Source organism: Stenotrophomonas sp. P2112, from assembly GCF_041897515.1.
Classification (GTDB): Bacteria; Pseudomonadota; Gammaproteobacteria; order Xanthomonadales; family Xanthomonadaceae; genus Stenotrophomonas; species Stenotrophomonas sepilia.
Genome location: NZ_CP169216.1, coordinates 3,523,476 through 3,549,174, shown reverse-complemented (window position 1 = coordinate 3,549,174; position 25,699 = coordinate 3,523,476). Strand labels below are relative to the sequence as shown.

Genomic DNA, 25,699 nt, shown 5'->3' with positions numbered 1-25,699 from the left:
GAATGGGCGTTCCTGAACCCCGCCGACTGCCATGACCGCCGCGACCGATCCGCTGATCTCCCTTTCGCACTATTACCTGCCGGTCTACAAGCCCCGCCAGGTGGTACTGGAGCGAGGCCAGGGCGCCCGCGTATGGGACAGCCAGGGCCGTGAGTTCATCGACCTGGCTGCCGGCATCGCCGTGTGCGGCCTGGGCCACAACGATCCGGACCTGGTGGCCGCGCTGGTCGAGCAGGCCGGCAAGCTCTGGCACACCAGCAACGTGTTCTACAGCGCACCGCCGCTGCACCTGGCCGAGGAACTGGTGAAGGCCAGCCGCTTCGCCGAGCGCGTGTTCCTGTGCAATTCCGGCGCCGAAGCCAACGAAGTGGCGATCAAGATGGTCCGCAAGTGGGCCTCCAGCCAGGGCCGTCCCGCCGACAAGCGGGTGATCATCACTTTCCGTGGCAGCTTCCACGGCCGCACGATGGGCGCGGTGACCGCTACCGCCCAGCCGAAGTACCAGGAAGGCTACGAGCCGCTGCCTGGCGGCTTCCGCTACATCGATTTCAACGATGAGGTGCAGCTGGAAACCGCGATGGCCGCCGGCGACGTGGCGGCGGTGATGCTGGAGCCGATCCAGGGCGAGGGCGGCGTGATGCCGGCCAAGTCCGGTTTCCTCAAGCGCGTGCGTGAACTGTGCGACCAGCACAACGCACTGCTGGTGCTGGACGAGATCCAGGCCGGCATGGGCCGTACCGGCACGCTGTTCGCGCACTGGCAGGATGATGTGGTGCCGGACATGGTCACCCTGGCCAAGGCACTCGGTGGCGGCTTCCCGATCGGCGCGATGCTGGCCGGCCCGAAGGTGGCCGAGACCATGCAGTTCGGCGCGCACGGCACCACCTTCGGCGGCAACCCGCTGGCCGCTGCGGTGGCCCGCGTGGCACTGCGCAAGCTGGCCTCGGCGGAGATCGCCGCCAATGTCAGCCGCCAGTCGAAGGCGCTGCGCGATGGCTTTGCCCGCATCAACGACGAGTTCGGTGTGTTCAGCGACGTGCGTGGCCGCGGCCTGATGCTGGGTGCGGTGCTGGGCAAGGACTTTGCCGGCCAGGCCGGGGCGATCCTCGACCATGCCGCCGAGCACGGCCTGCTGACCCTGCAGGCCGGCCCGGACGTGTTGCGCTTCGTGCCGTCGCTGAACATCACCGACGAAGAAGTGGCCGAAGGCCTCAAGCGCCTGCGCGCAGCGATTGCTGCGTTCATCGCCGCGCGCTGACGCCCCGGCGCTGGGGTCGGATCCCTCTCCTGCGGAGAGGGCTCTGACCCCGATCAGCCCACCGCGTAACGCTTCAACACCTTGCCCAGCCCTCGGCCATCGCGCACGGTTTCCGCGTGCAGGCCGGCGGCGCGTGCGCCGCGCACATTGGCGAACAGGTCATCGACGAACAGCGTGCGCGAAGGCGCCACGCCGAGGGCCTCAAGCGTGCGCAGGAAGACCTCCGGTGCGGGTTTGCGCAGGCCGAAATCGGCGCTGCAGAACACGCGTCCCTGCAGCGCAGGGAACAGTTCCGGCAGCAGGATGGGCAGCGCCTGCACCATCAGCGCGCCATTGTTGGTCAGTACCGCCAGTGGCAGCTGCAGGACCTGCAGCCGCTGCAGCACCGCGTGCTGCGGATGGCTGGCCGCCTGGCGTGCGGCGATCCAGCTGGGTACATCGACGGTCCTGCCCAGGCACTCCCCCAGCCGCGCCAGATAGGCCGGACCCTGCAGCGTGCCGTTGTCATGCGCCGCTTCCAGTCCGCTGTCGAACAGCGCCGCCTGCACTGCGGCAGGGGTAACATCCAGTACCTGCGCCAGGTGCAGCACGCGCTGCGCGCGCTGGTACTGCACCAGCACGCCATCCACATCCAGCAGCAACAGATCGATCCGCATCGGCCGAGCATGCCATTGCAGTGAACACTCGGGAAACCCTGGAGCAGCCATGCGACAGACGGTCGCAGACGCGGCCGCAGGGGCCTGCCTAGAATGGCGCTTGAATCCGCAGGAGAGGCAACGATGAAGGCTTGGTGGGTGGCAGTGGGACTGGGCGCGCTGATGCTGGCGCCGTCGGCGATGGCGCGGGTGTGTGCAGTGAGCATCGACAGCACCGACCAGATGAGCTTCAGCACTCGCGAGATCAAGCTTGCCGCCGACTGCACTGCCGTGGACCTGACCCTGCGCCACACCGGCAAGCTGGCCGCTACCGCGATGGGCCATAACTGGGTGCTGACCCGCACTGCCGATTACCAGCCGGTGGCACTGGCAGGCATGCGCATGACCCTGGCCGACAGCTACCTGCCGAAGGCTGACAAGCGCGTGCTGGCGCACACCAAAGTAATTGGTGGTGGCGAGACCACGCGCGTGCGCTTTTCCACCCAGGGCCTGCAGAAGGGCGGCGACTACACCTTCTTCTGCTCGTTCCCCGGCCACTTCGCGATGATGAAGGGCAAGTTCGTCTTCGGTTGAAAAAAGGGGACGGAGGGGATTAAGTCGTTTGTGCATAAACGACTCAATCCCCTCCGTCCCCTTTTTGTGCCAACCAAGGTTGGCACCTACCAGAGGGTGTCTCAGCCCTTGGCGGCCTTGAATGCCACGCGTGCAGCGGCGAGGGTGGCCTCGATCACGGCATCGTCGTGCGCGCTGGACAGGAAACCGGCCTCGTACGCCGACGGCGCCAGGAACACGCCCTGCTCCAGCATCGCGTGGAAGAAGCGGTTGAACGCTGGGATGTCACAGGCGGTGGCCTGCGCATAGGTCTCCACCTTCTCACTGGTGAAGAACAGCCCGAACATCGCACCCACGCGGGTGGTGGTCACCGCCACGCCGGCTTCGGCGGCGGCCGCTTCCAGGCCGGCGCACAGGCGTGCGGTGCGCTCGGCCAGGTCGGCGTGGAAGCCCGGCTGCTGGATCAGCTCCAGCATCGCCAGGCCAGCGGCCATCGCCACCGGGTTGCCGCTCAGCGTGCCGGCCTGGTAGATCGGGCCGGCCGGGGCGATCTGCTGCATCAGCTCGCGGCGCCCGCCGTAGGCGCCCACCGGCATGCCGCCGCCGATGATCTTGCCGAAGGTGGTCAGGTCCGGGGTGATGCCGTAGTGCGCCTGCGCACCGCCGAGGGCAACGCGGAAGCCGGTCATCACTTCGTCGAAGATCAGCAGCGCGCCGTGTTTCGTGCACAGTTCGCGCAGGTGCTGCAGGTAGCCCTCGCGCGGCGGGATGCAGTTGGCGTTGCCGACCACCGGTTCGATGATCAGGCCGGCGACGTCATCGCCCTGCTGCTCGAACAGCGCAGTGGCCGCTTCGAAGTCGTTGTAGGGCAGGGTCAGGGTCAGTTCGCTCAGCCCGGCCGGGACGCCCGGCGAGGTCGGCACGCCCAGGGTCAACATGCCGCTGCCGGCCTTGACCAGGAACGAGTCGCCGTGGCCGTGGTAGCAGCCTTCGAACTTGACGATGCGGTTGCGGCCGGTGGCGCCACGCGCCAGCCGGATCGCCGACAGGGTGGCCTCGGTGCCGGAGTTGACCATGCGCACCATCTCGCACGACGGCACCAGGCGGGTGATGGTCTCGGCCATGGTGACTTCGGCCGCGCATGGCGCGCCGAACGACAGGCCGTTGTCGATCGCCTTCTTCACCGCCTGGCGTACCGCCGGATGGTTGTGGCCGACGATCATCGGGCCCCAGGAGCCGACGTAGTCGATGTAGCGGTTGCCATCGACGTCGTACAGGTAGGCACCGTCGGCGCGTTCAACGAAGAACGGCTCGCCGCCGACCGACTTGAACGCGCGCACCGGCGAATTGACGCCGCCCGGCAACAGCTGCTGGGCGCGGGAGAACAGGGCGTGGGACTGGTCGTGGTTCATGGGGCTTTCCTGGGCATTACGCGAACTGGGCGAGGTAGGCGCGCTGGGTCGCGACCGGGTCTTCGGCGGCGAACACGCTGCTGACCACGGCGACCAGATCGGCGCCGGCGTCGATGATGGGACCGACATTGTCCGGCGTCAGGCCACCGATCGCCACCCGCGGCACGCCCAGTGCGGCGCTTTGCCGCAGCAGGTCGGTATGGGCGCGGCTGGTGGTGATCTTGGTGGTGGTCGGGAAGAACGCGCCGAAGGCCACGTAGCTGGCGCCGGCGGCCACGGCCCTCTCGGCATTGGCCAGCTGGTCATAGCAGGAGGCGCCGATGATGGCCTCGGGGCCGAGCAGGGCGCGCGCGCTGGGGATGTCGCCGTCGGTGCCGCCCAGGTGCACGCCCGCCGCGCCCACGGCCTTGGCCAGCGCCGGGTCGTCGTTGACGATCAGCGGTACGCCGTGGTCTGCGCACAGTGCCTGCAGCGCGGTGGCCTGCTCCCGCCGCAGCGCGTCGCTTGCGGTCTTGTTGCGGTACTGCAGCCAGGTGGCGCCCGCGGCCAGCAGCGGCGCGGTACGGGCCAGCAGGCGTGCGGTATCGGGCTCGTCCGGGGTGATCAGGTAGACGCCGCGGGGCGCCGGGGAAGCAGAAGTCATCGATGGCTACCGGTGAGTGGACCGCGATGGGACAATGGCGGCCCGTGAATCCAGTCCTGATTATCCGATGAGCGATGCCACCCCCACCACCTTGCGCACCTGGATGTGCGTGGTCTGCGGCTTCCTGTACAGCGAAGCAGAAGGCTTGCCGGAGGAAGGCATCGCGCCAGGGACGCGCTGGGAGGACATTCCCGAGACCTGGACCTGCCCGGATTGCGGGGTGACCAAGGCCGATTTCGAGATGGTCGAGGTCGATGGATGAAGGCAGGCGTGGACTGTCGGTCCACACACCGACTCCCTCAATGCAGCCGCGGCATCGGCCCGCCGAGGTCGATCAGCTTCTCGCGCAGCCACTGCGCGTCGCTGGCTTCCGGGTTGCGCTTCAGGTACTGGCCCAGATCGTGGCGGGCACCGGCCAGGTACTCCAGCTGCAGGTAGGCCAGGCCGCGGTCGCGCAGCGCATCGTCCTGCTCCGGGGCCAGCTTCAGCAGGCGGTCGGCACTGCGCGCGGCGCGGTCCCACTCGCCGGCTTCGGCATACACGCCGTGCAGGTTGCGCAGCATGCGCATCAGGATCGCGCGCGCGGGTGCCGGGTCGAGGATCTGCGCCAGCACCTGGTCGTCGGGCATCTGCCCGCCCAGGTGTGACTTGGCCCGCTCGCGCAGTTCGTCCACGTCCAGCGGCCGGCCGCCGTTGAACGGGTCCATCACCAGCACGCCGTCGTCCACCGGCAGGCGCACCAGGAAGTGGCCGGGGAAGGACACGCCATCGAGCGGAATACCCAGCCGGCGCGCGACTTCCATCTGCACCAGCGCCAGCGAGATCGGGTTGCCCAGGCGGCGCTCGAATACCTGGTTGAGGTAGCTGTTGCGCGGGTCGTAGTACTCGTCGTGGTCGCCGCTGTAGCCCAGCTCGTCGAACAGGTGGCGGTTGATCGCCGCCATCTTCAGCGGGCTGTTGTCGATGCTCTCCACTTCCGAGCGGAGGTGCTCGACATGGCTCTGGATCAGCGCGTCGTAGGTGGACGGCTGCAGATCGGGGTATTCATCGCGCGCGATCAGCAGCGCGGTCGGCAACAGTGGCAGCGCCTCGTCTTCGAGGTCGGCCAAGGCATCCCAGTCGGGGAGTGTGATCCGGTCCTGCATGGCCACAGACTGGCGTCATTCGCAGGCGGTTTCAAGCGGTGTCGCGTGAAAAATTCAGGGGTCAGATCCCTTTCGCTTGCGAAAGGGATCTGACCCCGGTCGGGTTGGATTGCCGGCCAGCGGCCGGCACTACCGTTATTTTTCGATGCCCGGACCGAATTTCAGCTCCGTGCCGTCCTTGAGCTGCAGCTTCTCGGCCTGGCCGGCGTTGAGTTCCAGCACATAACGCGCCGGGCCGCCGCTGGGATAGGGCGGGCACATGTCGCCGGCCGAGCACGGCGGTACGTCGCGCTGCTGGCTGACCAGCTTGCGCTGGCTGTCGAAGTAAAGGATGTCCAGCGCGATCTTGGTGTTCTTCATCCAGTACGCCTGCATTTCCTCGCGGTCGTGGATGAACAGCATGCCGTGGTCGGCCGCCATCTGGTCGCGGAACATCAGCCCGCGCGCGCGGGTTTCATCGTTGGTGGCCAGCTCGACCTGGTAGCGGGCGCCGTCCAGCTCGACCCAATGGCGGGCCGCGTCGGTGGCGCAGCCGGCCAGGGCCAGCAGCGGAAGCATCAGCAGCGAACGCAACAGCGACATTGTCAGGATCCTTGGGAAGGGTCAGAGCACGACCGGCGGCTCGCCACCGACGATCACCACATCGGCGCGACGGCGCGCGAACAGGCCGACGCAGACCACGCCCGGCAACTGGTTGAGCTCGCGCTCCAGCTTTTCCGGATCGGTGATCTGCAGGTTGTGGATGTCCAGGATCTGGTTGCCGTTGTCGGTGACCACGCCCTCGCGCCAGGTCGGCTGGCCGCCGGTCATGTCGCGGATCTGGCGGGCGACCAGGCTGCGCGCCATCGGGATCACTTCCACCGGCAGCGGGAACTTGCCCAGCACCGGCACCTGCTTGCTCGGGTCGACGATGCAGATGAAGCGCTCGCTGGCCTCGGCAATGATCTTCTCGCGGGTCAGTGCGGCGCCGCCGCCCTTGATCAGGCACTTGTTCGGGTCGCACTCGTCGGCGCCATCGACGTACAGCGACAGGTTGCCACTGTGGTTCAGCTCGATCACCTCGATGCCGTGCTGCTTCAGGCGTGCGGTGCTCTGCTCGGAGCTGGACACGGCGCCCTTGATGCGGTGCTGGATGCGGGCCAGGGCATCGATGAAATAGGCCACGGTGGAACCGGTGCCGACACCGACGATCATGCCGTCTTCGACGTACTCGATGGCTTTCTCGGCGGCCAGGCGCTTGGCTTCGGACATGGGAAGAACTCTCAGGCGGGGAATCAGGATTTCTTTTCCAGCGACAGCAGCAGCTTCCACTGCGCGGCGGTCACCGGGAACACCGACAGGCGATTGCCCTTGGCAACCAGCGGGAAGCCCTCGCCGAGCTCGTCAGCGTGCAGCTTGATCTCGTCCAGCGCGATCACCTGCTTGAGCTTGCGGTCGAAGGCCACGTCCACCAGCATCCAGCGCGGGTTTTCGCGCGTGCTCTTGGGGTCGTGGTAGTCGGATTTCGGGTCGAACTGGGTGTCGTCCGGGTAGGCTGGGCTGGCGACGGTGGCCAGGCCGACGATGCCGGGCACCTTGGTGTTGGAGTGGTAGAACAGGATGCCGTCGCCCACCTGCATGCCATCGCGCATGAAATTGCGCGCCTGGTAGTTGCGCACCCCGTTCCAGGGTTCGACCTTGACCTTTGCCAGGTCATCGATGGAGAAGGCGTCCGGTTCGGACTTCATCAGCCAGTAGCGCTTGCGGGCGGTCATGCGTTCACGGGGGCAGCGGAGGGGAACAGGGTGCCGTCTTCGGTGCAGATCGCATCCACCGGCACGTCCCACGACGCCACCGGCAAGGACTCGACCTGCTGCACCGCGAACGCAGCACCGACCAGCCAGGGCGGCGCCGGCCGGTCGTGGCGGAAGGCGAAGCTGCGATCATACCAGCCGCCCCCCATGCCCAGCCGGCGGCACTGTGCGTCGAAACCCACCAATGGGGTCACGACCAGCGCCATCCGTTCCGGTTCCAGGGTGTCTTCCACGGCCACGTCCGGCTCGGGGATGCCATAGCGGTTGCTGGTCAGCGGATGCCCGGGCCGCCATGGTGCGAAGCGCAGCACGTCGCCGGCCAGCACCGGCAGGCAGTAGGTGAGTCCTTCGGGCAGCTGCAGCTGCCAGCGGTGCAGGGCGATTTCGCCATCCAGCGCCCAGTAGCCGGCCACGGCGCCTTCGCGCGGGGCGAACGGCAGGGCGAGCAGGGCATCGGCAAGCGATTCGGCGGCGGCGATGCGCTCACCAGCGTTAAGGTCACGGCGGCGTTGCCGCAGGTCGTGGCGCAGGGCCTGGCGCGGGTCGGTCATGGCAGCGAGCGGCAAGGATCAGCCATCATTGTGCCGGAAAGAACAAGGGCGACGCCCGAAGACGCCGCCCTTGCTGGAATATTGCATTCTCCGCAATGTCGATGCATGCGAAACGACCTTGAACCCGGGGGCTCAAGTGGGAACGCTGGAGAACCATCGGGCTTCCCGCTACAAGGCGGACCTGCACTCCCGGCGCTGTCGCGCTCCCGGTGTCGTTCTTAAGGGACAAGGCGAATGTTTGCACATGCCGTCGAGTACCGCAGAGAACGCGTGGCCATTATAGCCAGCACGCAGGATCTGGATAGGCCGTTCGTCGGCAACAGTCCGTGCCAATTCAGACAAGCAAAAAGGGGACGGAGGGAATTAAGGCGTTTCCAGCACGGAAGGGGCGAATGCGCCTTAATTCCCTCCGTCCCCTTTTTCTATGGGGTGCCGTCGATGGCGCGGTCCAGGCGCCGGTTCAGGTCGGCCAGCGTCTGCTGCAGCGCCACGGCCTGGCGGGCGTTCTCGTCGCGCAGCAGCTGCAGTTCGTGGGCCAGGTTCAGCGCGGCCAGCACGGCGACGCGGTCGACGGCGGCCATGCGGTTGCTGCCGCGGATCTCGCGCATGCGCGCATCGAGCAGGCGCGCAGCAGCCATCAGGCTGTCGCGTTCGTCGCCGCCAACGCCCACGGTGTATTCACGATCGAGGATGCGGACACTGACCGGTTCGGCGCTCATGTGTGCTGCTCCAGGGATTTGAGCCGGCTGATCATCGCTTCCACCCGCGAGCGCGCCTGTTCGTTCTTGGCCAGCAGCGTCGAGCGCTCGGCCACCAGCTGTTCCTGCTGGTGGCGCAGGCTGCGGTTCTCCTCGGCCAGGCGCTGGTTGCGTTCAAGCAACGCGTCCACGCGGGCGGCAAAGTCCTGCAGCTGGGCAAGGGGATCGGCGGGTTCCATGCGGGCACGATAGGCAAGCCGGGTGAGGGCGGTCAAGCGCTGTCGCAGCAAGGCCGGACGGCCACGAGAGGATGACGCAGGGTTGCTACACTACAGGGTCTCACGGGCGCGCGCGTGCGCACCCCGGGTTTCCTTATTCCGAACGAGCCGCACGATGACCGAACTTCCCTCCGTCGACGACGTTACCCGCGCCAGCCAGGCGCTGGGCCTGGGCGCTACCGCTGCCGAGCTGCACGGAGCGCTGTGCGGCTGGCTGGCCGCCGGCGGCGCCCCCGGCAACGATTGGCCGGCGCGCGTGCTGGCCGACGACACCCTGCCACCGGTGGCCGCCGACAGCGTGCTGGGGCAGCTGCTGCAGGCCACCATCAAGCAGCTGGAAGACCGCGACTTCGCCTTCGAACTGCTGCTCGCCGACAGCGACGACGTGTCCGCGCAGGCCGATGCCATGTTCAGCTGGACCCGCTCGTTCCTGGGCGGCTTCGGCCTGGGCAGCGGCGGCCGCCGCCCGGCCCTGTCCGAAGAGGGCGAAGAAGCGCTGACCGACATGGCCAGCCTGGCGCGTGCGTCCAGTGAGGATTTCGAGGCCGGCGGCGATGACGACGACGAAGCCCTGTCGGAGATCGAGGAATTCATCCGCGTGGCGGTGCTGCTGCTGCACGGCGACGTGGTGCTGGCCGCGCGCCATCGGCAGCGCCTGAACTGATGGATATCAAGCAGCGCACCGGCATCGCGGCCGGCGAATACAAGCGTCGCCGCCGCCAGCTGATGGACATGGCTGGCGAGGATGCGATCCTGGTACTGCCGGCCGCAGCCGAGAAGGTGCGCAGCCTCGATACCCATTATCCGTTCCGCCAGGATTCGGATTTCCAGTACCTGACCGGCTTCCCGGAACCGGAAGCGGTGCTGGTGCTGATTCCGGGCCGCCGCCATGGCGAGGCCATCCTGTTCTGCCGCGAGCGCGATGCCGAGCGCGAGGCATGGGACGGCAGCCGCGCCGGCCAGGAAGGCGCGGTAGCGCAGTACGGGATGGACGATGCCTACCCGATCGATGATCTGGACGACATCCTGCCGGGCCTGTTGGAAGGGCGCTCGCGCGTCTACTACCACTTCGGCCGCGACGCCGACTTCGATCTGAAGCTGATCGGCTGGGTCAACCGCGTGCGTTCGCAGGTACGCCACGGTGCGCAGCCGCCCCATGAGTTCCTGGAGCTGGGCCACCTGCTGCACGAGCAGCGCCTGTTCAAATCCGGCGCCGAAGTGGCACTGATGCACCACGCCGCACAGATCAGCGTGCGTGCGCATCTGGCGGCGATGAAGGCCGCCAGGGCCGGCATCCACGAGTATGAACTGCAGGCCGAGCTGGAACGCGTGTTCCGCGCCAGCGATGCGGTGCCTGCGTATTGCAGCATCGTCGGTGCCGGCCGCAACGGCTGCATCCTGCATTACCGCGACAACAACGCGCGGTCGCGCGATGGCGAGCTGGTGCTGATCGATGCCGGTGCCGAGTACCGCGGCTACGCCAGCGACATCACCCGCACCTTCCCGGTGAACGGCCGCTTCAGTGCCGAGCAGCGCGCGCTGCACGACCTGGTCGGTGAAGCGCAGGCGGCGGCGCTGGCCCAGGCCAAGCCGGGCGTGCCCTACGAGGCCGGCCATCTGGCCGCAGTGCAGACCTTGACCGAGGGCCTGCTGCGCCTGGGCCTGCTGAAGGGCACGCTGGAAAAGAATCTGTCCGAAGGCCTGTACCAGCGCTTCTACCGGCACAAGACCGGCCACTGGATCGGATTGGACGTGCACGATGTGGGCGATTACCGCCTCGCCGGTGATTCACGTCTGCTGGAGCCTGGCATGGCGTTCACCATCGAGCCGGGGCTGTACATCGGCGTGGACGACACGACGGTGGAACCGCGTTGGCGCGGTATCGGCATCCGCACTGAAGACGATGTGCTGATCACCGATGACGGCCATCGCGTGCTGACCGAAGGCCTGGCGCGCAGCGCCGATGAGATCGAAGCGGTGATGGCGGGGTAGGGTGTTTTTCTGCAGGGCTTGCGGCCCTGCACCCGCAGAGGCCACAGCAACAGCAACCGCAACAGCGGCATTCCGTGGGATGGCGGGGCACTGTGGGTTTGCGGGGACGCCGCAAGTACATCCCTGTAGGCTTGGTCGCCGCATCCATGCGGCTCACACCCCGCAAACCCACAGTGCCCCACCTTCGACAGGTTCGCGCGGCTGTTGGTGGGTGCCGATCGTTGGTCGGCACATCTGTCAGATATCGAATGAATCATCCACGCATGGCGTGGATCTACTGGTAGGTGTCGACCTTGGTCGACACAGAGCGAGCGCAGCAAGCGACCCGCTTTTGCTTTTCTTTCTTTCTTCCGTGGTTGGACGCACACGGAAACTGTCAGAGGTGGGGCGGGGTGGGTTCGCGGGGGTGTCCGCGGCATGGATGCCGCGGCCAAGCCTCCAGGGATGGATTCACGGCGTCCCCCGCGAACCCACCCCGCCCCGCCAAGCGCGGCTATTGCTCCAAGCAGCCAACCACGAGGGGCTCAGCCGTTGGCCGCCGCAAACGCCGGCCGCGTCAGGTTGTCCGCCTCGCCATCAGTGCACAGCACTTCGTCTTCGATGCGGATGCCGCCATACGGACGGAAGAAGTCCACGCGGTCCCAGTTGATCGCATCGCCGTGGCCGGCGTCCTTCACTTCGTTCAACAGCATGTCGATGAAGTACAGGCCCGGTTCGATGGTCACCACCATGCCCGGTTCCAGCACGCGGGTCAGGCGCAGGTACGGGTGGCCCGCCGGGCGCTCGATGCGGCCGCCTTCGTCGCTGGCCGCGAAACCGGCCACGTCGTGCACCTGCAGGCCGATCAGGTGGCCGATACCATGCGGGAAGAACGCGGCGCTGACGCCGGTCTCCAGCGCGGTCTGCGGCGAGACCTTGATCACGCCGAAGTCCTTCAGTACGCCCATCAGCGAAAGATGTGCGTCCACGTGCAGCTGCTTGTAGTCGCAGCCCGGGCGCACCGCTGCGCACATCCGCTGCTGGGCGGCGTCGACGGCGGCGATCATCGCCGCAAACTCGTCGTGGCTCTGCGCGGCGTAGGTACGGGTGATGTCGCTGGCGTAGCCGTGGGCACTGGCGCCGGCATCGATCAGGAAGCTGCGCAGCGGCTGCGGTGCCTTGCGGCCCAGCTCGGTGTAATGCAGCACAGCGGCATGTTCATTCAGCGCCACGATGTTGCCGTACGGCAGCTCATTGGCATCCTGGCCGACTGCCTGGCAGTACGCCATGTGGATGCTGAACTCGTCGGCGCCATTGCGGAATGCGGCCTCCGCAGCGCGGTGGCCGCGCACGCCCAGCACCTGGGCCTGGCGCATCAGTGCGATCTCATACGGTGTCTTGCTGCCGCGGTGCCATTCCAGGTAGTTCACCACCGGCGCCGGGTTGTTCGGTACGTAGTTGCCCAGCGCGCTCTGCGGCTCGCCGAGGATCGCGCAGCGCGATGGATCGGCCGGCAGCAGCGCCAGCGCGTCTTCCGGCTTGCGGATGATGTGGATGTCGAAGTGATCCACCCACCAGCCGCTGGGGGCATCCGGCACCACGTGCCAGTAGTCGAAGGGCTGGTGGAAGATCACCGCCGGGCGCTTGCCGGGGCTGAACACGATCCAGCTGTTGGGCACGCGGGTCAGCGGCAGCCAGGCCTTGAACTGCGGATTGACCGCGTACGGGTAGTCGCGATCATCGAACACCTGGTAGTGCAGAGTGCCGCTGGGCACCACCAGGTGGTCGAAGCCGCCGCGGGCCAGCGCCTGTTCGGCACGTCGGCACAGCACGGCCAGGTGGTCGGGATACAGGGCGCCGGGGTCTTGCTGGATCATTGCGGTGGCTCGACACGGAAAACGGCCCTAGATTCTGCCGCATAGCGGGAAAAACCGCTGTGCTGGAACCGGCACTCAGGCCGTCGAAACCGGCCCCTCGTCGCTGTCTTCGCCCACCCACTGGCGCAGCAGCTGCCGATGCTCGCGCGACAGGGTGAGGAAGCGGAAGCCGGTCCAGCTCTGTCCGGGGGCGTGTGCGGGTTCGCTCCACAGCAGGTGCACGCCCACGTCGATGTCCTGGTGGCGGCCATCGCCCAGCGGCAAGGGGAAGCGCAACTGGTACAGCGCATCCTCGCGCAACGGTGCGCTGGCCAGCATCAGCATGCCGGTTTCGGAGATATTGCCGAGCCGGCCGACCACGCTTTCGCGCATCTGGTCGGTGACCGGTACCAGGTCCGAGACCTGGCGGCGCGGCGCGCGGCGGGTATCCTGCGGCGGTTGGGTGATCATGCGGAAGTCTCCTGCGTATGGCCGGCCGCCAGTGCACGCAATGCGCCAAGGCTGGCCTCCCAGGCACGGTCAACCAGCCGGGCCTTGTCCTCAGTGACCAGCTGCGCCTGGCCGGCACTGATCTGCCGGGCCAGCGTATCCAGGTCGGTATCGGCGATCTTCTGCCCGCGCGGATTGACCAGCAGGGCGTGGCCGGTCAGCAGGCTGTACCAGGACAGGCGCTGGCGGCGCAGTGTGCCATCGCCGGTATCGATGTCGAACCAGCTGCCGAAGGGCAGGGAGGACAGCTGCTGGTAAGCGGCTTCCTCGGCACTGCTGCGCGGTGTGGCCGGCGTCGTGCCGGCGGCCGTACCGGCGTGCTCGCCCAGGCGCGCGCGTGCCTTCAGGCGGGCACTGAGTTCGGTACGCGAGGTGCTCTCGTCCTCGCCGCCAGGCGTGGCCAGCCTGCGTGCGACGGCGGCGGCTTCCTCGGCGTGGTAGCCGACCTGCAGCAGGGCGGCCTCGACCTCGGCAGCAAGCGTTGCATCGGTGCCGCCGGGTGCATCAACGGGTTGCGCGGTGATGGCGGCGATGCGTTGGGTCTGCTGCAGGCGTTCCTGCCACTGCGGTGAATCGTCGCCGTGGCGCAGGCGGGTCAGGGTGAGGGCATCGGCCCAGGCCTGACGCAGCAGGGTCTGCACGAAGCGGGGCGGCTCTTGCGCGTCGCAGCACTGGTCGATCTGTGCACTGGCCTGTCGCCGCGCGAGTTCCAGCCGCTCCTTGCCGCGTGCAGCTTCCACATGGCGGCGCTCGGCCAGCTCGGCGCGATGCGCTGCGGCACGCTGATGCTGCTGCACGTCCTCGTTCGCGCTGGCGAAGGCCTCCGGCGCCCGCGCATCCTGGCCCAGCAGGCCCTGCACGCTCTGTGCCATGCGCTGCAGCAACTGCGGGTCGACATCATCGTCGGCCAGCCAGTTGGCGCCGACTTCGGCAATCTGGTTGAGCAGTTCGCGCGCGGGGTGCTCGTCGCGCACGAAGAAGCCGGGGTCGGCCATTGCCGCACGTGCCAGCGGCACCTGCAGGCGCGCCAGCAGGGCGGCCGGCACCGGGTCCGGACGCTGCTGCTGCTGCACCTGCTGCATCAGCATGCGCAGCAGGTCGAGGCTGTCGCGGTCGTGGCTGCCCAGCTGGGCCTGCATGCCATGCTCGCTGCGCAGTTGCGCCACCACGGCCGCCTGCAGGTCGGCTACGCCGGTGGCGGCGCTGGACTGCGCCTGCAGGCGTGCGAGGACCGCATCCACGGCCGCGCTCGGCACTGCATCGCGATCCGCAGGTGCTGCGCTGGCATGGCGTGCCTGCTGCAGCAGCGCATGCAGCGCGCTGCCCGTAGAGGTGGTCAGGCCCGGCAAGGCCGCGCCGGCCATGCTGTCATCCTGGAAAGCGTCCTGCACCAGGCTCGACCAGGAGCCGGCCGGTGCCGATCCGTTCCAGCCGGTCAGTGGCGCGGCGGCACGCTTTGCCGGCTGCGTGGTGCGACCACCGCCCACCGACTGGGTGATGATCCGCCGGGTGCTCGATGAACGCGCCAGATAGGGGGTGTAGACCAGGCCGGGCAGCACGCCATGCTGGGCCAGCAGGGCATTGGCACGGTCGAGGATGTCGCCCAGGCGTTCCAGTACCTGGCGTTCGAAGCTGCGGTACAGCGCCAGCTGAACGTCGACAGCGAGCGAATCCTGTTCGGCAATCCGGCGCAGCATGGCGCACAGTGCCTGCGGTGCCAGCGGCAGGGTGTCGGCCTCGAAGGCCGGTGCTGCCGCTAGTACGCCCAGGCGTTGGCCCAGCAGGTTCAGCGTGTTGGTCGAACGCAGCGTCTCCCGCCGCACCATCTCGGTCAGCAGCAGGTCGCGGTCCACTTCATGCTCATCGACCAGCGACAGCCCGAGCATGCCGGGCAGCGGCGGCGGCGTGGAACCGGGGCTGGAGTGGGCCGTGGGTTCGCGCAGCCGTATCAGCGCATCGGCCACGGCATCAAGCATGCGGTCAGCGAAATGACCGGAAAAGGCATGCAACTGGCCGCGCTGGGCCATCAGCTCCGCCTGCAGCTGCGGATTGCGCGCGCGATCCGCGTCGTGCAGCAGCGTCTGCTCCAACGCTTCGACGGTCAGGATCAGCGGCGCGGCCAGCGTCTGCCGGCACAGGCCGATCAATGCGCCCAGCAGCTCACGCACCCGCGGTGGCAGGTCGCTGGCGGCCAGGCGGGTTTTGTCGGCAGAGGTAGTGGAAAAGACAGCTGACATCGGCGAGCGGTACCCGGATTCCCGCGGATCGATCTTGTGAATCTACCGTGTCGGCCGCAGTCGGCGCTACTTTAGGGTGAACGTGTCTCGCGTCTGCTGGGGAGGGACGACGGATGAACGGTAGTGCCGGTCGCTGGCCGGCAGCGCTGTCTCCACCGGAGTGCCGGCCAGCGGCCGGCACTACCCGCTACGGCGCAAGGTCTATTCCTCCAGGAACAGGCTCACCACATCATTGGTGAATCGGCGGCCCAGCTCGGTTGGCTGTACGTGGCCGTCCGCCACATCCAGCCAGCCGCGCTGGACGGCCTCGGCCAGCGGTGCGTCCAGCACGCTGCGTGGCAGTCCGGTACGCGACTCGAAATCGCGCAGGCCGAAACCTTCGTGCAGGCGCAGCAGGTTGAGCATGTACTCGAACGGCAGCCGCTCCGGCGCGATCACGTCGTCACCACCGAACGAGGCCGGGGTGCCCGCGCTGTCCAGGTAGGCCTGCGGGTGCTTCAGCTTCCAGCGGCGCAGCACGTGTTCTTCGGCACCCGAGCTGATCTTGCCGTGCGCGCCAGCACCGATGCCCAGGTAGTCACCGAAACGCCAGTAGTTCAGGTTGTGCGCACTCTGGCGGCCAGGGCGTGCGTAGGCGCTGACTTCGTACTGGTTGAAACCGGCCTGCGCCAGCAGCGTCTGGCAGTGCTCCTGCATGTCCCAGGCGTTGTCTTCATCGGGAATGCCCTGCGGCGGCCGCGCGAAGAACACCGTGTTCGGTTCCAGGGTCAGCTGGTAGTGCGAGATATGGGCCGGTTGCAGTGCAAATGCGCGTTCCAGATCGGCCTCGGCACCGGCCAGGGTCTGTTCCGGCAACGCGTACATCAGGTCGATGTTGAAGTTGTCGTAGCCCGCGTCCTGCGCCATCTTCACCGCGCGCTCGGCTTCGCCACTGTCGTGGATGCGGCCCAGACGCTTGAGCATGGCATCGTCGAAACTCTGGATGCCGAAACTGAGGCGATTCACCCCGGCCGCGCGGTAGCGGTCGAAGCGGCCATGTTCGGCGGTGCCCGGGTTGGTTTCCAGGGTGATTTCGGCATTGGGCGCGAAGCGCAGGCGTGCGCTGGCCTGCTGCAGGAAACGGTCGATTGCTTCCGGCGGGAACAGGCTGGGGGTGCCGCCGCCGAAGAACACGCTGTGCACCACCCGGCCCCAGACCAGCGGCAGGTCCTGGTCCAGGTCACGCAGCAGCGCGTCGATGTAGGCGTCGAACGGCAGCTCGCCCTTGGCCTGGTGCGAATTGAAATCGCAGTAGGGGCATTTGCGCACGCACCACGGCAGGTGCACGTACAGCGACAGCGGTGGTGGCACCAGTCGCGGCGGGCTGTCGTGGTCAGCGGAGCAGGCTTCGCCCGGCAGGTGGTTGCAGTGGTCGTGGTCGTGCGGCATGGGCTTGTTCGGTAGTGCCGGCCACTGGCCGGCTTCCCTGGTTCGATCGGGTGGCGTCAGTACAGCGTCGCCAGCTGCTGCTTGAGCTGGTGCAGGGCAATGGCACGGTGGCTGATGGCATTCTTCAGTGCCGGCTCCATTTCCGCGGCGGTCAGGCCGTGGGTGGTGTCCAGGAATACCGGGTTGTAGCCAAAACCATTCGTGCCACGCAGCTCGCGGATGATCTGTCCTTCCCAGCGGCCTTCGCAGATCAACGGCTGCGGGTCGGTGGCGTGGCGCAGCAGCACGATCACCGCATAGAAGCGGGCGCTGCGCTGGCCGTCGGGAATGTCGGCCATCGCGTCCAGCAGCTTGGCGTTGTTGGCCGCGGCGTTGGTCGGGTGGCCGGCATAGCGCGCGCTGTACAGGCCGGGCGCGCCGCCGAGTGCGTCGACGATCAGGCCCGAATCATCGGCCAGTGCCGGCAGGCCGGTCGCTTCGCAGGCCGCGCGTGCCTTCAGCAGCGCATTCTCGACGAAGGTCAGGCCGGTCTCTTCCACGTCGCCCAGGCCCAGTTCGGCGGCCGAGGTGATCTGCAGCGGCAGGCCGGCGAGGATCTCCTGCATCTCCACCAGCTTGCCGGCGTTGTGGCTGGCCAGTACCAGTTTCTTCATTGACGGGGCTCCAGCAGGTCCCAGGTGTTGCCATACAGATCGCGGAATACCGCGACCGTTGCATAGGGTTCTTCGCGCGGCGCTTCCAGGAACTCGACTCCCGCGGCAAGCATCGCCGCGTGGTCGCGGTGGAAGTCGTCGGTGTTGAGGAAGAAGGCGACGCGGCCACCGGTCTGGTTGCCGATGCGGCTGCGCTGCGCCTCGTCGCTGGCACGGGCCAGCAGCAGGGCGGCGGCGCTGCCGTCGGTCGGGCCGACCACCACCCAGCGCTTGTGGCCCTGGTCGATGTCCTCCAGCAGCGCGAAGCCGAGCTTGGCGGTGTACCAGGCAATGGCTTCGTCATAGTCGGCCACCACCAGGGTGGTCAGGGCAAGGCGCCGGTTCATGCCGACAGCGCCGCCTGCTGCGCGGCCAGCAGCTCGGCCACGCCCTTCTCGGCCAGGCCCAGCAGCGCGTCCAGTTCATCGCGACGGAAGGCATGGCCTTCGGCGGTGCCCTGCAGCTCGATGAAGCCGCCGCCGTCGTTCATCACCACGTTCATGTCGGTGTCGCAGTCGCTGTCTTCGGCGTAGTCCAGGTCCAGCACCGGGGTGCCGCGGTACACGCCCACCGACACCGCCGCCACTGCGCCCAGGATCGGGTTGCGCTTGATGTCGCCGCGCTTGATCAGCACGTTCACTGCATCGACCAGGGCCACGTAGGCGCCGGTGATGGCGGCGGTGCGAGTGCCACCGTCGGCCTGCAGCACGTCGCAGTCCAGGGTGATAGTGCGCTCGCCCAGCGCGTTGCGGTCCACGCACGCACGCAGGCTGCGGCCGATCAGGCGCTGGATCTCCAGCGTGCGGCCGCCCTGCTTGCCGCGGGCCGCTTCGCGATCACTGCGGGTATGGGTGGCGCGCGGTAACATGCCGTACTCGGCGGTGACCCAGCCTTCGCCCTTGCCGCGCAGGAAGCCCGGCACGCGGTTCTCGACGCTGGCGGTGCACAGCACGCGGGTTTCACCGAAGCACACCAGCACCGACCCTTCGGCGTGGCGGGTGAAGCCGCGTTGGATGACGACCGGGCGGAGCTGGTCGGGCTGGCGGCCGCTGGGGCGGGAATCGGACATGGTGCGGGTTCCGTAATGGCGAGGGAGTACGCCGCCACGCCCGCGGCCTTCACGGTGCGGGCAAGGGGGCTCTGGTGAGGGCGCTAGGGTACCATTCCCCCTTTGCACGCACCGGACACATTCCATGATTCGAAGCATGACCGCCTATGCCGGCGGCGAGCGGGTCACCCCGTGGGGCACGCTGGGCTGCGAACTGCGCTCGGTCAACCACCGCTTCCTGGAGGTCGGCACCCGCCTGCCCGAGGAACTGCGGGCGCTGGAACCGCAGCTGCGCGAGCGCATCGCCGCGCGCCTGAGCCGCGGCAAGCTGGATCTGGTGATGCGGCTGCGTGCGCCGGAAGCAGCGGCCAACCTGCAGGTGGACGAGGCCCTGCTGGGCCAGCTCGGCCGCCTGGCGCACCGGCTGACCTCCGATTTCCCCAACCTGCAGGTCAGCTTCACCGAGCTGCTGCAGCTGCCCGGCGTGACCCGTGGCGAGGCCACCGATGCCGCGGCCCTGCAGGCCGAGGCACTGGCCCTGCTGGACCAGGTGCTGGACGGCTTCGTCGAGGCGCGTGAACGCGAAGGCGGCAAGTTGTCGGCGGCCATCAGTGAGCGCGTGGACGGCATCGAACGCATCGCCACCGAAGTGCGCACCTTGATTCCGGCCATTCGCGACGGCCAGCGCGCCAAGCTGGCTGCACGCCTGGCCGACCTGCCGCACCCGGTCGACCCCGGCCGCGCCGAGCAGGAACTGGTGCTGTGGCTGCAGAAGCTGGACGTGGATGAGGAGCTGGATCGCCTCGGCAGCCACATTGTCGAGATCCGCCGCGTGCTCAGGCAGCGCGAGCCGGTCGGCCGCCGCCTGGACTTCCTGCTGCAGGAGTTCAACCGCGAAGCCAATACGCTGGGCTCGAAGTCGGTGGACAGCCGTACGTCCAATGCCGCGGTGGAGCTGAAGGTGCTGATCGACCAGATCCGCGAACAGGTGCAGAACATCGAGTGATGTTGCATCCAGCATTACAGCAGGGGCGCCTTCGGGCGCCCTTCTCATTACAGCGTCTCAGCGGACGCTGACACCCGGCAGGCCCGCGCTCAATCGCCCCACGACGGCTGCCTGGCCGAACCCTGCGTCGTGGAAGCAGGCCAGCACCGCGTCCACCGCTTCCGGGGCGCAGGACACCAGCAGCCCACCGCTGGTCTGTGGGTCGGTCAGCAGCGGCTGCCAGTGTGCCGGCAACCCATCGGCGAAACGCACCTCCGCACCATACGAGGCCCAGTTGCGGTTGGACGCGCCGGTCAAGCAGCCGCGCTGCAGCAGCTCCAGGGCCTGAGGCAGCAGCGGCACCTGTGCGCTGTCCACCTCCGCAGCGACACCACTGGCGCGACACACTTCCAGCAGGTGGCCGAGCAGGCCGAAACCGGTGACATCGGTCATCGCGTGCACACCGTCCAGCGCGGCCAGGGCCACGCCCACGGTGTTCAGGCGGGTGGTCGACGCGATCATCTGCTGGTAGCCGTCGGCGTCCAGCACTTCTTTCTTCAGCGCCGACGAATACACGCCCACGCCCAACGGCTTGCCCAGCACCAGCACATCGCCGGCGCGGGCATCGGCATTGCGCCTGAGCCGCTGCGGGTCGAGCACGCCGATCGCGGCCAGGCCATAGATGGGTTCCACCGAATCGATGCTGTGGCCTCCAGCGACCACGATGCCGGCATCGGCGCAGGCACGCTCGCCGCCCTGCAGGATGCCGCGGATGGTCTCCTGCGGCAGCGTGTTGATCGGCATGCCGACGATGGCCAGCGCGAACAATGGTCGTGCCCCCATCGCGTACAGGTCCGACAGCGCGTTGGTGGCGGCGATGCGGCCGAAGTCGAACGGGTCGTCGACAATCGGCATGAAGAAATCGGTGGTGGCGACGATTGCCTGGCGGTCATCGAGGCGGTACACCGCGGCGTCGTCGCTGGTCTCGCGGCCGACCAGCAGTTCGGTCGGTGCCGGAAGCGCTGGCACGCCGCGCAGCAGTTCGGACAGCACGCCCGGCGCGATCTTGCAGCCGCAGCCGCCGCCGTGTGCCAGCGAAGTCAGTCGTTGCGGGGCATCGGCCGTTGAAGGGGCGGGGGACTGCGCGTGCGTGGCCATGCCGACATCTCCTGCGGAAACACCAATGGCGGAAGGCAGCAGGAGTCGAACCTACCAGGGAACGATCGACGCCCCCTACTGGGTTTGAAGCCCAGCCGCATGCCCGGATGCGCATGCCTTCCGAAAGTGCGGCGGCACCGGTGGGCTCAGTCGCGGGCTGCGTTCCACTGCAGGTCGCCGCGCGGCCGATGCTGGTCACCGACGCGTCGAGTGTAGCCAACGCGGTTGAAGAACTCCAAGATCTGGATGCTGCGCTTGCGGCCCAGGCCGATGGCATCGCGGAAGGTGGCCGCATCCACCGTGCCGGTGGCCTGCGACAGCTGCGCGACGATCGCGGCCAGCTCGGCAATGCGGGCCGGTGCATAGAACAGGTCCGGCACTACCTGGAACAGTTCGCCACGCGCGGTAGCGCGGCGCAGGACGGCGCGGACCTCGTCTTCGGCCAGACCAACGTCGGTGGCCAGCGTGCGCACCCACGGTGGATCGAAGCGACCTGCGTGCAGCTGCGGCAGCACGCATTCGAGCAGAAGTCGTTCGCGTTCCGGTGGCGCATGGTCATGGCCGGGCAGGCGCCACCAGGCGCCCACGCGCTGCACGCTGCCGTCGTCCAGCAGGCCTTGCAGCAGGGCATTCCACAGGCTCGCTGCAAGCGCGGGCAGCGTACTGCGCTGCAGGCGCCCGCTATCAACACCGGGCTCGTCCGGACGTCGCTCGTGCCAGCTGCGCAGCGACGTGATCACCTGTTCGCGAAGCGCCTGCCAGTGCGAAGCAAGGATGACCACCGTGTCTTCGTGGGTGACGATGCGCCGCGTGCCCGCAGGAAGATCGATCCGGTCGGCCGCGCGCCGGCAGTAGCGTTGCAGGGCGGCCATGGCTATGCCGAAGGAAGCCTGCTGCAACAGCGGGCCGATTCCCGCACCTGTGGCCAGCTGCTCCAGTGCGCCCAGCCAGGCGAGCCGTGCCTGGCTGCGCCGGCGCCGCTGTGGCGGGTCCGGATCGAGCACGATGCCACCACCTAGCGTGCGGATGGCCGCTGAATCACGGGCGATGAAGCGATCACCGCACATCGCGCAGACCGGTGCATCGAACACCAGTTGCACCAACTGTCCGTCGCCGTGATCGACGTCCTCCAGCAGCACCACATGGGCCTGCCGGTGCATCGTGCCCCAGTGGATGTGCAGCGGCGCCCAGTCGCGCAACGGTGTTGCCAGTGCGGAAAGCCGCAGGCGTACGTCGACGCGACGGGTCGCCAGCAGGGCGCGCGGGTCGGCGATCCAGTCGCCACGGTGGATGTCGTCGCGGGCGATGGCAGCCAGGTTCAACGCACAGCGCTGCCCGGCCATGGCGTGTTCGCTGGCCTGGTTCTGCGCGTGGATGCTGCGTACGCGCACGTCAGTGGCGGCCGGCATCAGCTGCAGATGCTCACCCACGGCAGCGATGCCGCCGTGCACTGCGCCGGTCACCAGCGTGCCGTGGCCGGCCAGCGAGAACACGCGGTCCACCGGCATGCGGAACAGCTCGCTGCGCAGTTCGGCCTGGCGCGTGTTGGCGTTGTCCGACGCCCACGCGTGCAGCTGGGTACGCAGCGCGTTGATGCCAGAATCGTCTGGTGCGGTGCTGTTGCAGGCGAATACGGGGGAATCCTGCAGCGGCGTTCCGGCCAGCAGCGCGGCGATCTCGATCTCGACCCGGGCGATGCGCGCGGCGTCCACGCGGTCGATCTTGGTCAGAGCGACTGCACCGCGATCCACGCCCAGCAACTGCAGGATCGCCAGGTGCTCGCGAGTCTGCGGCATCACACCGTCGTCGGCGGCGATCACCAGCAGGGCGACATCGATGCCGGTGGCGCCGGCCACCATCGTATGCACGAAGCGTTCATGGCCCGGCACATCGACGAAGCCCAGCGTCGCCTCGGCACTCCCGCCGCCTGTGCTTTCCACCGGGACATAGGCATAGCCCAGCTCGATGGAGATACCGCGCGTGCGTTCTTCCTGCAGGCGATCGGTTTCGATGCCGGTCAGTGCGCGCACCAGGCTGGTCTTGCCATGGTCGATATGCCCGGCGGTGCCGACGATCATGCCTGCAGCGTGCTCCATTGCGCGAGGAAGGCGGCTTCGTCGGTGGGTTCCAGGCAGCGCAGGTCCAGCCACAGCGCGTCATCGGCAATGCGGCCAAGCACCGGCCGCGGCAACTGGCGCAAGCGCTTGGCCAAGCGATCCAGCCCGCCGCGGCGCGCGCTGGTAACGCGCAGTCCGGCGCTTGCCAGCTGCGCCTGTGGCTGCGCGCCGCTGCCGATCTGGCTGTACATCGAGGCCCGTTCAAGCGCGTAGCCGGCGGCCAGCGACGCGCGCATCGGCTGCAGCAGGCGGTGTGCCTGCTCGTCGATGTCATCCCGCAGGCGCGAAAGGCTGCGCAGGGTCGGCAGCCGCAGTGCCAGCCGTTCCGGTTCGCGGTACAGGGCCAGCACGGCTTCCAGCGCGGCCAGGCCCATCTTGTCCATGCGCAGCGCCCGCTTGAGCGGGTTGCGGTTGATCCGTGCGATCAGGTCGGTGCGGCCGGCGATGATGCCGGCCTGTGGCCCGCCCAGCAGCTTGTCGCCACTGAATGAGACCAGGTCGGCACCGGCCGCCAGTGTTTCCTGCACGGTCGGCTCGTGCGGCAGGCCGAAGGCCGCCAGATCGCACAGGCTGCCACTGCCCAGGTCCACCACCAGCGGCAGGCCGTGCTCGTGCGCGATCGCAGCCATCGCCGCAGTGTCGACCTTGGCAGTGAAGCCGGTGATCGCGTAGTTGCTGGCATGCACTTCCATCAGCAACGCGGTACGTGCGCCGATGGCATGGGCGAAGTCGGCCGGGTGGGTACGGTTGGTGGTGCCCACTTCCAGCAGTCGCGCGCCGGCGCTGCGCATCACATCGGGAATGCGGAAGGCACCGCCGATCTCCACCAGTTCGCCGCGCGACACCACCACCTCGCGGCGGTTGGCCAGGCTGTTGAGCAGCAGCAGGACCGCCGCCGCATTGTTGTTGACCACGGTGGCGGCTTCGGCGCCGGTCAGTTCGCAGACCAGCGCCTGCACCCGTGCATCGCGGTCGCCGCGGCGGCCGCGGATGATGTCGAATTCCAGATCGACCGGCGCTGTCATCGCGCGGGTGACCGCCTGCACGGCGGCATCGGGCAACAGCGCGCGGCCCAGGTTGGTGTGCAGCACGGTGCCGGTCAGGTTGAACATCGGCTGCAGCTCCAGGCGTGCGTCGGCCGCCAGTGCGGCGCCGAGCGCCGCGACCAGCGACGGGCCGTTGATGGCCTGTTCGAGGCGTTCGGCCGAGAGCTGCGCGGCGCTGATACGGTCGCGTAGTTCCTGCAGGTGCGCGCGCAGCAGTTGGGTGATGCGGCTGCGGCCGTGGCGTTCGATCATGGCCGACAACGCAGGCAGGCGCAGCAGCCGGTCCAGCGAAGGCAGGGCGGCGGCCGATGCCGGCGTGGCGTGCGTGCGTGGCATAGGTCAGTCGCCGTCGGATTGCCACAGCAGCGGGTTCTGGCTGGCGCGCGCATAGCCTTCCTCGGCCAGCAGCAGGTCCAGCGCCAGCGTGCCGAGGTCATCGGCCACCGGCTCCAGTGACGGATCTTTCTCCAGGTACAGGATCTTGCGATAGCTGTGGCAGTGGTCGCAGGTCTCGGCGCGCACCGCACTCTCGCGCACTGCCTCGCCGCTGTCACCGTCCACCTCGGCCAGGGCGCGATAGGCAATGTCCTTGCCGGCGGCGCCGCACTGGCTGCACTGCACGCGCACGTAATGCCACTGGCAGGCACACAGCGAGCACGACAGGTAGCGATAGGCGGCGTAGGGCGGGCGCGCCTGCACCACGCTGGCCACCGGCAGCGTGCCACAGAGCGGGCACAACTCTGGCGCATCGGCCAGCGGCTTCAGGTCGGTCGGATGGAAGCTGGCGGCGAGCACCGCCCAGTACACCTGCAGCGCGTTCATCACCAGCAGCGCAGCGACGGCGTCGACCGAGGGCGCGTCATCGCGTTCCAGCACCGCATGCGCCTGTGCATCCAGCCACGCATCATCAGCGGCGGCGACGCGCTGTAGTTCCTGCCGGGTTTCCACAGGCAGCCCGGTTTCGTCGGCACAGTGCCGGCACAGGGTGCGCAGCCAGTCGCGCCAGCGCCCATCCAGTTGCAGTGTGTTGGCCGGCCGCAACGGCATGCCGGCGCTAGCCGCCGCGCTCGACTGCTGCGCGCGCGCCTGTGCCTGAAGCCCCTCGCGTTGCTGCGGCGTCAACTCATCCAGCAGTGCCTGCTGCGCATCGGCCAGCGCCGCCAGCAGCTGCAGGTAGCCACCGATGGCACTGTGCGCGGCCAGGCTGCGCAGGCGTGCCGCGCGCGTAGCGAACAGTGACCCGGTATCAGGCAGGATGATGCGCGGCACATCGCGCGAGGCGAGCGTCTCGATCTCACCGGGTTCAAGGATGCGTTGCGCCATGCAGGGCCAGCCAGAAGAACCAGGCTCCATCCTCGCTGTTGTCGGCGCTGGCGTCCAGCGTGTTGCCGGCCATTTGAAAGGTTGGGGTCAGATCCGTTTTCCACAGGAAAACGGTTCTGACCCCATCGGTTGGTTGAAAGTGGATCCCGAGCGTTGGTCGGGATTCGATCAGTGCCGACCAACGGTCGGCACCCACCGACAGATCGCGGCCAACTGTCGGCGGCTGGGCCGGGCCCCGGAGGGGTATTTGCAGCGTCTCCCGCAACCGGATCCACCCCGCCATCCCACGGATAGCCGCTGTTGCTGTTGCCTTGGCTTGAAGCAGGTGCAGGGCCGCAGGCC

At 68.1% G+C, this 25,699-nt stretch carries 28 protein-coding genes, 1 tRNA gene and 1 other RNA gene; 6 read left to right on the top strand and 24 right to left on the bottom strand.

What is annotated here, in order from left to right; all coding sequences use genetic code 11:
- The first annotated feature begins 31 nt into the window (after window positions 1–31).
- Complete coding sequence (locus tag ACEPA4_RS16380) at window positions 32–1,258, top strand: acetylornithine transaminase (RefSeq protein WP_053497478.1); 1,227 nt, start codon at window positions 32–34, stop codon at window positions 1,256–1,258.
- A gap of 53 nt (window positions 1,259–1,311) precedes the next feature.
- Here ACEPA4_RS16380 and ACEPA4_RS16375 read toward each other — a convergent pair whose 3' ends face one another.
- Window positions 1,312–1,914, bottom strand: a complete 603-nt coding sequence (locus ACEPA4_RS16375) for an HAD-IA family hydrolase (RefSeq protein ID WP_005419017.1) — start codon at window positions 1,912–1,914, stop codon at window positions 1,312–1,314.
- A 123-nt stretch (window positions 1,915–2,037) separates the two neighbouring features.
- On the opposite strand from ACEPA4_RS16375, the gene azu reads away from it, so the two are divergent.
- The gene (gene azu / locus ACEPA4_RS16370; protein WP_005419015.1) at window positions 2,038–2,487 is read left to right on the top strand and encodes an azurin; all 450 of its coding nucleotides are present in this window, start codon (window positions 2,038–2,040) and stop codon (window positions 2,485–2,487) included.
- Window positions 2,488–2,588: 101 nt separating this feature from the next.
- Here azu and hemL read toward each other — a convergent pair whose 3' ends face one another.
- Together hemL and thiE are read right to left on the bottom strand one after the other, a co-directional pair.
- A complete protein-coding gene (gene hemL, locus ACEPA4_RS16365; RefSeq protein ID WP_329953524.1) occupies window positions 2,589–3,878 on the bottom strand; it encodes a glutamate-1-semialdehyde 2,1-aminomutase in 1,290 nt (429 codons plus the stop codon).
- Window positions 3,879–3,894: 16 nt separating this feature from the next.
- Window positions 3,895–4,521 carry a thiamine phosphate synthase gene (thiE, locus tag ACEPA4_RS16360; RefSeq protein ID WP_053497472.1) on the bottom strand — a complete coding sequence of 209 codons (627 nt, stop codon included), beginning with the start codon at window positions 4,519–4,521 and terminating at the stop codon, window positions 3,895–3,897.
- Between the two features lie 34 nt (window positions 4,522–4,555).
- Between thiE and ACEPA4_RS16355 the strand changes: the two genes are divergently transcribed.
- Window positions 4,556–4,783, top strand: coding sequence for a rubredoxin (locus tag ACEPA4_RS16355; protein ID WP_080375060.1), 228 nt, complete (start codon window positions 4,556–4,558; stop codon window positions 4,781–4,783).
- 37 nt (window positions 4,784–4,820) lie between these two features.
- Here ACEPA4_RS16355 and ACEPA4_RS16350 read toward each other — a convergent pair whose 3' ends face one another.
- From ACEPA4_RS16350 to ACEPA4_RS16315, 8 genes are all read right to left on the bottom strand, one after another.
- The gene (locus ACEPA4_RS16350; protein ID WP_005419007.1) at window positions 4,821–5,666 is read right to left on the bottom strand and encodes a SirB1 family protein; all 846 of its coding nucleotides are present in this window, start codon (window positions 5,664–5,666) and stop codon (window positions 4,821–4,823) included.
- 135 nt (window positions 5,667–5,801) lie between these two features.
- A complete protein-coding gene (locus ACEPA4_RS16345) occupies window positions 5,802–6,248 on the bottom strand; it encodes a DUF192 domain-containing protein (protein WP_005419005.1) in 447 nt (148 codons plus the stop codon).
- Between the two features lie 21 nt (window positions 6,249–6,269).
- The gene (gene rpiA, locus ACEPA4_RS16340; RefSeq protein WP_005419003.1) at window positions 6,270–6,917 is read right to left on the bottom strand and encodes a ribose-5-phosphate isomerase RpiA; all 648 of its coding nucleotides are present in this window, start codon (window positions 6,915–6,917) and stop codon (window positions 6,270–6,272) included.
- Between the two features lie 23 nt (window positions 6,918–6,940).
- Window positions 6,941–7,420: an EVE domain-containing protein gene (locus ACEPA4_RS16335; protein ID WP_005419001.1), complete on the bottom strand. Its 480-nt coding sequence runs from the start codon at window positions 7,418–7,420 to the stop codon at window positions 6,941–6,943.
- Window positions 7,417–8,010: a 5-formyltetrahydrofolate cyclo-ligase gene (locus ACEPA4_RS16330; RefSeq protein ID WP_111200510.1), complete on the bottom strand. Its 594-nt coding sequence runs from the start codon at window positions 8,008–8,010 to the stop codon at window positions 7,417–7,419. Before ACEPA4_RS16330 ends, ACEPA4_RS16335 begins: the two co-directional genes overlap by 4 nt.
- Before the next feature lie 83 nt (window positions 8,011–8,093).
- Window positions 8,094–8,279, bottom strand: a non-coding RNA gene (gene ssrS / locus ACEPA4_RS16325) — 6S RNA.
- Between the two features lie 153 nt (window positions 8,280–8,432).
- The gene (locus ACEPA4_RS16320; RefSeq protein ID WP_005410899.1) at window positions 8,433–8,729 is read right to left on the bottom strand and encodes a cell division protein ZapA; all 297 of its coding nucleotides are present in this window, start codon (window positions 8,727–8,729) and stop codon (window positions 8,433–8,435) included.
- Window positions 8,726–8,947 carry a TIGR02449 family protein gene (locus ACEPA4_RS16315; RefSeq protein WP_005418996.1) on the bottom strand — a complete coding sequence of 74 codons (222 nt, stop codon included), beginning with the start codon at window positions 8,945–8,947 and terminating at the stop codon, window positions 8,726–8,728. The genes ACEPA4_RS16320 and ACEPA4_RS16315 overlap by 4 nt, the downstream gene beginning before the upstream one ends.
- A gap of 154 nt (window positions 8,948–9,101) precedes the next feature.
- Between ACEPA4_RS16315 and ACEPA4_RS16310 the strand changes: the two genes are divergently transcribed.
- Together ACEPA4_RS16310 and ACEPA4_RS16305 are read left to right on the top strand one after the other, a co-directional pair.
- Window positions 9,102–9,650 (top strand): UPF0149 family protein, encoded by a 549-nt coding sequence (locus tag ACEPA4_RS16310; RefSeq protein WP_005418994.1) that lies wholly within the window; start codon window positions 9,102–9,104, stop codon window positions 9,648–9,650.
- Between the two features lie 5 nt (window positions 9,651–9,655).
- The gene (locus tag ACEPA4_RS16305) at window positions 9,656–10,978 is read left to right on the top strand and encodes an aminopeptidase P N-terminal domain-containing protein (RefSeq protein ID WP_088123875.1); all 1,323 of its coding nucleotides are present in this window, start codon (window positions 9,656–9,658) and stop codon (window positions 10,976–10,978) included.
- 524 nt (window positions 10,979–11,502) lie between these two features.
- Here ACEPA4_RS16305 and pepQ read toward each other — a convergent pair.
- The 7 genes from pepQ to rph all read right to left on the bottom strand — a co-directional run bounded on the left by pepQ (window position 11,503) and on the right by rph (window position 18,749).
- A complete protein-coding gene (gene pepQ, locus ACEPA4_RS16300) occupies window positions 11,503–12,834 on the bottom strand; it encodes a Xaa-Pro dipeptidase (RefSeq protein ID WP_065185332.1) in 1,332 nt (443 codons plus the stop codon).
- 75 nt (window positions 12,835–12,909) lie between these two features.
- Window positions 12,910–13,284: a PilZ domain-containing protein gene (locus ACEPA4_RS16295; RefSeq protein WP_005418979.1), complete on the bottom strand. Its 375-nt coding sequence runs from the start codon at window positions 13,282–13,284 to the stop codon at window positions 12,910–12,912.
- Window positions 13,281–15,560 carry a DUF1631 family protein gene (locus ACEPA4_RS16290; protein WP_374082900.1) on the bottom strand — a complete coding sequence of 760 codons (2,280 nt, stop codon included), beginning with the start codon at window positions 15,558–15,560 and terminating at the stop codon, window positions 13,281–13,283. Before ACEPA4_RS16290 ends, ACEPA4_RS16295 begins: the two co-directional genes overlap by 4 nt.
- Before the next feature lie 201 nt (window positions 15,561–15,761).
- Complete coding sequence (hemW, locus tag ACEPA4_RS16285; RefSeq protein ID WP_111128981.1) at window positions 15,762–16,988, bottom strand: radical SAM family heme chaperone HemW; 1,227 nt, start codon at window positions 16,986–16,988, stop codon at window positions 15,762–15,764.
- 56 nt (window positions 16,989–17,044) lie between these two features.
- Complete coding sequence (gene rdgB, locus ACEPA4_RS16280) at window positions 17,045–17,641, bottom strand: RdgB/HAM1 family non-canonical purine NTP pyrophosphatase (protein ID WP_164230429.1); 597 nt, start codon at window positions 17,639–17,641, stop codon at window positions 17,045–17,047.
- A complete protein-coding gene (locus tag ACEPA4_RS16275) occupies window positions 17,638–18,027 on the bottom strand; it encodes a VOC family protein (protein ID WP_065185328.1) in 390 nt (129 codons plus the stop codon). Before ACEPA4_RS16275 ends, rdgB begins: the two co-directional genes overlap by 4 nt.
- Entirely contained in the window at window positions 18,024–18,749 is a 726-nt protein-coding gene (gene rph / locus ACEPA4_RS16270; protein WP_053461298.1) for a ribonuclease PH, read from the bottom strand. Before rph ends, ACEPA4_RS16275 begins: the two co-directional genes overlap by 4 nt.
- Before the next feature lie 124 nt (window positions 18,750–18,873).
- On the opposite strand from rph, the gene ACEPA4_RS16265 reads away from it, so the two are divergent.
- Window positions 18,874–19,734, top strand: coding sequence for a YicC/YloC family endoribonuclease (locus ACEPA4_RS16265; protein WP_005418965.1), 861 nt, complete (start codon window positions 18,874–18,876; stop codon window positions 19,732–19,734).
- A gap of 57 nt (window positions 19,735–19,791) precedes the next feature.
- Here ACEPA4_RS16265 and selD read toward each other — a convergent pair whose 3' ends face one another.
- The 6 genes from selD to ACEPA4_RS16235 all read right to left on the bottom strand — a co-directional run bounded on the left by selD (window position 19,792) and on the right by ACEPA4_RS16235 (window position 25,640).
- Window positions 19,792–20,871 (bottom strand): selenide, water dikinase SelD, encoded by a 1,080-nt coding sequence (gene selD, locus ACEPA4_RS16260; RefSeq protein WP_374082899.1) that lies wholly within the window; start codon window positions 20,869–20,871, stop codon window positions 19,792–19,794.
- 26 nt (window positions 20,872–20,897) lie between these two features.
- Window positions 20,898–20,993, bottom strand: a tRNA-Sec gene (locus tag ACEPA4_RS16255).
- 24 nt (window positions 20,994–21,017) lie between these two features.
- Window positions 21,018–22,949, bottom strand: a complete 1,932-nt coding sequence (gene selB / locus ACEPA4_RS16250) for a selenocysteine-specific translation elongation factor (RefSeq protein WP_065179105.1) — start codon at window positions 22,947–22,949, stop codon at window positions 21,018–21,020.
- Window positions 22,946–24,370, bottom strand: a complete 1,425-nt coding sequence (selA, locus tag ACEPA4_RS16245) for an L-seryl-tRNA(Sec) selenium transferase (protein ID WP_374082898.1) — start codon at window positions 24,368–24,370, stop codon at window positions 22,946–22,948. The genes selB and selA overlap by 4 nt, the downstream gene beginning before the upstream one ends.
- 3 nt (window positions 24,371–24,373) lie before the next feature.
- Window positions 24,374–25,357: a formate dehydrogenase accessory protein FdhE gene (gene fdhE, locus ACEPA4_RS16240; RefSeq protein WP_065185325.1), complete on the bottom strand. Its 984-nt coding sequence runs from the start codon at window positions 25,355–25,357 to the stop codon at window positions 24,374–24,376.
- Window positions 25,338–25,640 carry a hypothetical protein gene (locus tag ACEPA4_RS16235; protein WP_374082897.1) on the bottom strand — a complete coding sequence of 101 codons (303 nt, stop codon included), beginning with the start codon at window positions 25,638–25,640 and terminating at the stop codon, window positions 25,338–25,340. The genes fdhE and ACEPA4_RS16235 overlap by 20 nt, the downstream gene beginning before the upstream one ends.
- Window positions 25,641–25,699: the final 59 nt, after the last annotated feature.

Coding starts and splice junctions, on each gene's coding strand:
- ACEPA4_RS16380 (WP_053497478.1), top strand. CDS start 32: ATGACCGCCGCGACCGATCCGCTGATCTCCCTTTCGCACTATTACCTG.
- ACEPA4_RS16375 (WP_005419017.1), bottom strand. CDS start 1,914: ATGCGGATCGATCTGTTGCTGCTGGATGTGGATGGCGTGCTGGTGCAG.
- azu (WP_005419015.1), top strand. CDS start 2,038: ATGAAGGCTTGGTGGGTGGCAGTGGGACTGGGCGCGCTGATGCTGGCG.
- hemL (WP_329953524.1), bottom strand. CDS start 3,878: ATGAACCACGACCAGTCCCACGCCCTGTTCTCCCGCGCCCAGCAGCTG.
- thiE (WP_053497472.1), bottom strand. CDS start 4,521: ATGACTTCTGCTTCCCCGGCGCCCCGCGGCGTCTACCTGATCACCCCG.
- ACEPA4_RS16355 (WP_080375060.1), top strand. CDS start 4,556: ATGGCGGCCCGTGAATCCAGTCCTGATTATCCGATGAGCGATGCCACC.
- ACEPA4_RS16350 (WP_005419007.1), bottom strand. CDS start 5,666: ATGCAGGACCGGATCACACTCCCCGACTGGGATGCCTTGGCCGACCTC.
- ACEPA4_RS16345 (WP_005419005.1), bottom strand. CDS start 6,248: ATGTCGCTGTTGCGTTCGCTGCTGATGCTTCCGCTGCTGGCCCTGGCC.
- rpiA (WP_005419003.1), bottom strand. CDS start 6,917: ATGTCCGAAGCCAAGCGCCTGGCCGCCGAGAAAGCCATCGAGTACGTC.
- ACEPA4_RS16335 (WP_005419001.1), bottom strand. CDS start 7,420: ATGACCGCCCGCAAGCGCTACTGGCTGATGAAGTCCGAACCGGACGCC.
- ACEPA4_RS16330 (WP_111200510.1), bottom strand. CDS start 8,010: ATGACCGACCCGCGCCAGGCCCTGCGCCACGACCTGCGGCAACGCCGC.
- ACEPA4_RS16320 (WP_005410899.1), bottom strand. CDS start 8,729: ATGAGCGCCGAACCGGTCAGTGTCCGCATCCTCGATCGTGAATACACC.
- ACEPA4_RS16315 (WP_005418996.1), bottom strand. CDS start 8,947: ATGGAACCCGCCGATCCCCTTGCCCAGCTGCAGGACTTTGCCGCCCGC.
- ACEPA4_RS16310 (WP_005418994.1), top strand. CDS start 9,102: ATGACCGAACTTCCCTCCGTCGACGACGTTACCCGCGCCAGCCAGGCG.
- pepQ (WP_065185332.1), bottom strand. CDS start 12,834: ATGATCCAGCAAGACCCCGGCGCCCTGTATCCCGACCACCTGGCCGTG.
- ACEPA4_RS16295 (WP_005418979.1), bottom strand. CDS start 13,284: ATGATCACCCAACCGCCGCAGGATACCCGCCGCGCGCCGCGCCGCCAG.
- ACEPA4_RS16290 (WP_374082900.1), bottom strand. CDS start 15,560: ATGTCAGCTGTCTTTTCCACTACCTCTGCCGACAAAACCCGCCTGGCC.
- hemW (WP_111128981.1), bottom strand. CDS start 16,988: ATGCCGCACGACCACGACCACTGCAACCACCTGCCGGGCGAAGCCTGC.
- rdgB (WP_164230429.1), bottom strand. CDS start 17,641: ATGAAGAAACTGGTACTGGCCAGCCACAACGCCGGCAAGCTGGTGGAG.
- ACEPA4_RS16275 (WP_065185328.1), bottom strand. CDS start 18,027: ATGAACCGGCGCCTTGCCCTGACCACCCTGGTGGTGGCCGACTATGAC.
- rph (WP_053461298.1), bottom strand. CDS start 18,749: ATGTCCGATTCCCGCCCCAGCGGCCGCCAGCCCGACCAGCTCCGCCCG.
- ACEPA4_RS16265 (WP_005418965.1), top strand. CDS start 18,874: ATGATTCGAAGCATGACCGCCTATGCCGGCGGCGAGCGGGTCACCCCG.
- selD (WP_374082899.1), bottom strand. CDS start 20,871: ATGGCCACGCACGCGCAGTCCCCCGCCCCTTCAACGGCCGATGCCCCG.
- selB (WP_065179105.1), bottom strand. CDS start 22,949: ATGATCGTCGGCACCGCCGGGCATATCGACCATGGCAAGACCAGCCTG.
- selA (WP_374082898.1), bottom strand. CDS start 24,370: ATGCCACGCACGCACGCCACGCCGGCATCGGCCGCCGCCCTGCCTTCG.
- fdhE (WP_065185325.1), bottom strand. CDS start 25,357: ATGGCGCAACGCATCCTTGAACCCGGTGAGATCGAGACGCTCGCCTCG.
- ACEPA4_RS16235 (WP_374082897.1), bottom strand. CDS start 25,640: ATGGCGGGGTGGATCCGGTTGCGGGAGACGCTGCAAATACCCCTCCGG.